The sequence below is a fragment of the Actinosynnema sp. genome (assembly GCF_052038725.1).
Genome location: NZ_JBQGCX010001311.1, coordinates 1 through 2,185, shown reverse-complemented (window position 1 = coordinate 2,185; position 2,185 = coordinate 1). Strand labels below are relative to the sequence as shown.

The window sequence follows — 2,185 nt, the reverse complement described above, 5'->3', positions numbered from 1 at the left end:
GGGCGGCGCGGGCGTCGAGCGCCCGGCCGTGCAGCACCCGGCCGCCGGTCCGGCCGACGACCCCCGCCTCCTCCGCCAGCACCCGCGACCCGCCGGCCGAGGCCAGCTCCCACCCGCTGCCACCCGCGTGGCCGTCGACGGCGGCGATCAGCGGGATGCCGGACGCGGTGAGCGAGGCGCACACCCGGACCAGCAGCGCGCGCTGCGCGGCGACCTGGCGGCGGGGGGCCAGCGCCACCTCGCGCGGCCCGGAGGCGGGCAGGAAGCAGCCGTGCAGCACGCCCGCCCCGCGCGAGGCCACCACCGGCAGCACTTCCAGGAGCGGGCCCAGCTCGCACTCCAGCGGCCGGTCGGCGCGGACGACCGCGACCCCGTCGAGCACGTGGAGGGTGAGCACCATGAGACGCCGATCCTGGCCGAGGACGACCCGAGTTGTCATGTTCGTCCCCCCGATCGTGTGAGGTCGGGGTAGAAAAGCCGGGTGAAGAAGTGCGTGCTCACCGCGTTGGCACTGCTGCTGACCGTCGGCTGCGCCTCGCGGGTCGACGGCAGCGCCGTCTCCGCGACGCCCGCGTCGACCGCGGGGACCAGCGCGAGCGGTCAGCCGCCCGCGTCCTCGACCGGGCGGATGCCGCTGGAGATGGTCAAGTGGGTGGACCGGTTCTGCGGGGTCGCCAAGTACCTGATCGCCTCGGGCAGCGTCGGGACCACCGAGGCCCCCGCCGGGACGCCCGCCGAGATGAAGGCGAGCATCAGCGGGTCCCTGGGCAGGCTGGCAGGCGTGCTGGAGGTCGCCGTCCACGACTACGAGCAGCTGCTGCCCGCGCCGAACGCCGGGACGCAGCAGGCCGTCGAGGTCGTGCTCAAGCCGCTCAAGGAGGCCAAGGACAAGATCGTCGGGGCGAAGAAGCGGCTGGACGAGGCGCCCGAGCTGACCAGCGAGCTGATGACCGACGTGCTCGGCACGATGTCCGGGGCGATGTCGACCATGGTCCAGGCCATCGAGAAGGTCAACCTGACCTCGCTGCCCGCCGACTACCGGGAAGCCGCCGCGCAGGCCGAGAACTGCGAGTAGCGCGGGAGCCCCCACCAGGGACTTCCGCAAAACTGCGGTCCACTCACCCTCGTGGGAGGAAAGTGGGGGCGCGGCCCCCATGTGGGGGACCACGGCCGTGTGCGACGTTGACCGCGTGCCACCCTCAGCCACCCGCCGCGCCCCCACCACCGCCTGGTGGGCCGCTGGCGTGCGGACCGTCCACCGGGAGCAGCAGGTCTCGCACGGCAGACCCGCGTGGGCCGCGTTCACCGAGCGGGCCTGCGCGCACGTGCCGCCCGGCCGCTTCCCCGGTGGCACGTGGGAGGAGGGGTTCGCGTTCGCGCTGCGCCCCCTGGTGCGCGCCGCGACCGCGCAGGACCGGCGGTTCCGCGACGACTTCGCCCGCGACCTGGGCCTGCGCCTGGCCCGCACCGCCGCCCGCACCCTCGTGGTGGAGCTGCACCGGTGGCGGCTCGACGGGCGGCTGCGCGGGCTGACCTCGCGGGACCGGTTCGCCTCGTTCGTGGAGGACCTCAGGCCCGCCAGGCTGTTCGCCGAGTACCCGGTGCTCGCCAGGCTGCTCGGCCAGACCTGCCTGCAGGCCGTGCGCGCCCACCGCGAGGTGCTCGACCACCTGGCCGACGACCGGGTCGCGCTCGTCGCGGCCCTGATGGGTGGCCGCGACCCCGGACCGCTCGTCGGCGTCTCCACCAGCGGCGACCGGCACGGCGGCGGGCGCGCGGTGGCGGTGCTGACGTTCGCCGACGGGCGCAAGGTCGTGCACCGGCCCCCGACCGTGGAGCAGAACGCGCTGATCGACGACCAGCTCGCCTGGTACGGCGGGCGCACCGGCCTCGACCTGCGCGTCCCGCCCGTGCTGGTGCGGCCCGGCTACGGCTGGGTCGCCTTCACCGAGGGCGCGCCGTGCGCCGACGTGACCGACCTCGACCGGTTCTACCACCGGCTCGGCGGGCTGCTCGCGCTGCTGCACGCCGTCGACGCCACCGACGCGCACTACGAGAACCTGATCGCGTGCGGGGACCAGGCGGTGCTCGTGGACGTGGAGACGCTGTTCCAGCCGACCACCGGCGTGCCCGCCGACCCGGCCGCGCGGGCGCTGGCCCGGTCGGTGCAGCGCACGGCGGTGCT

Annotated in this window: 2 protein-coding genes and 1 pseudogene; 2 read left to right on the top strand and 1 reads right to left on the bottom strand. The window is 75.3% G+C overall.

The window, feature by feature from the left end; translation table 11 throughout:
• A pseudogene (locus ACTUAL_RS27710) lies at window positions 1-400 on the bottom strand (hypothetical protein); the annotation flags it as partial.
• 81 nt (window positions 401-481) lie between these two features.
• Between ACTUAL_RS27710 and ACTUAL_RS27705 the strand changes: the two are divergent.
• Both ACTUAL_RS27705 and ACTUAL_RS27700 read left to right on the top strand, forming a co-directional pair.
• Window positions 482-1,075 (top strand): hypothetical protein, encoded by a 594-nt coding sequence (locus ACTUAL_RS27705; RefSeq protein ID WP_440902297.1) that lies wholly within the window; start codon window positions 482-484, stop codon window positions 1,073-1,075.
• Window positions 1,076-1,190: 115 nt separating this feature from the next.
• A partial coding sequence (locus ACTUAL_RS27700) for a DUF4135 domain-containing protein (RefSeq protein WP_440902296.1) occupies window positions 1,191-2,185 on the top strand: 995 nt, incomplete at its 3' end.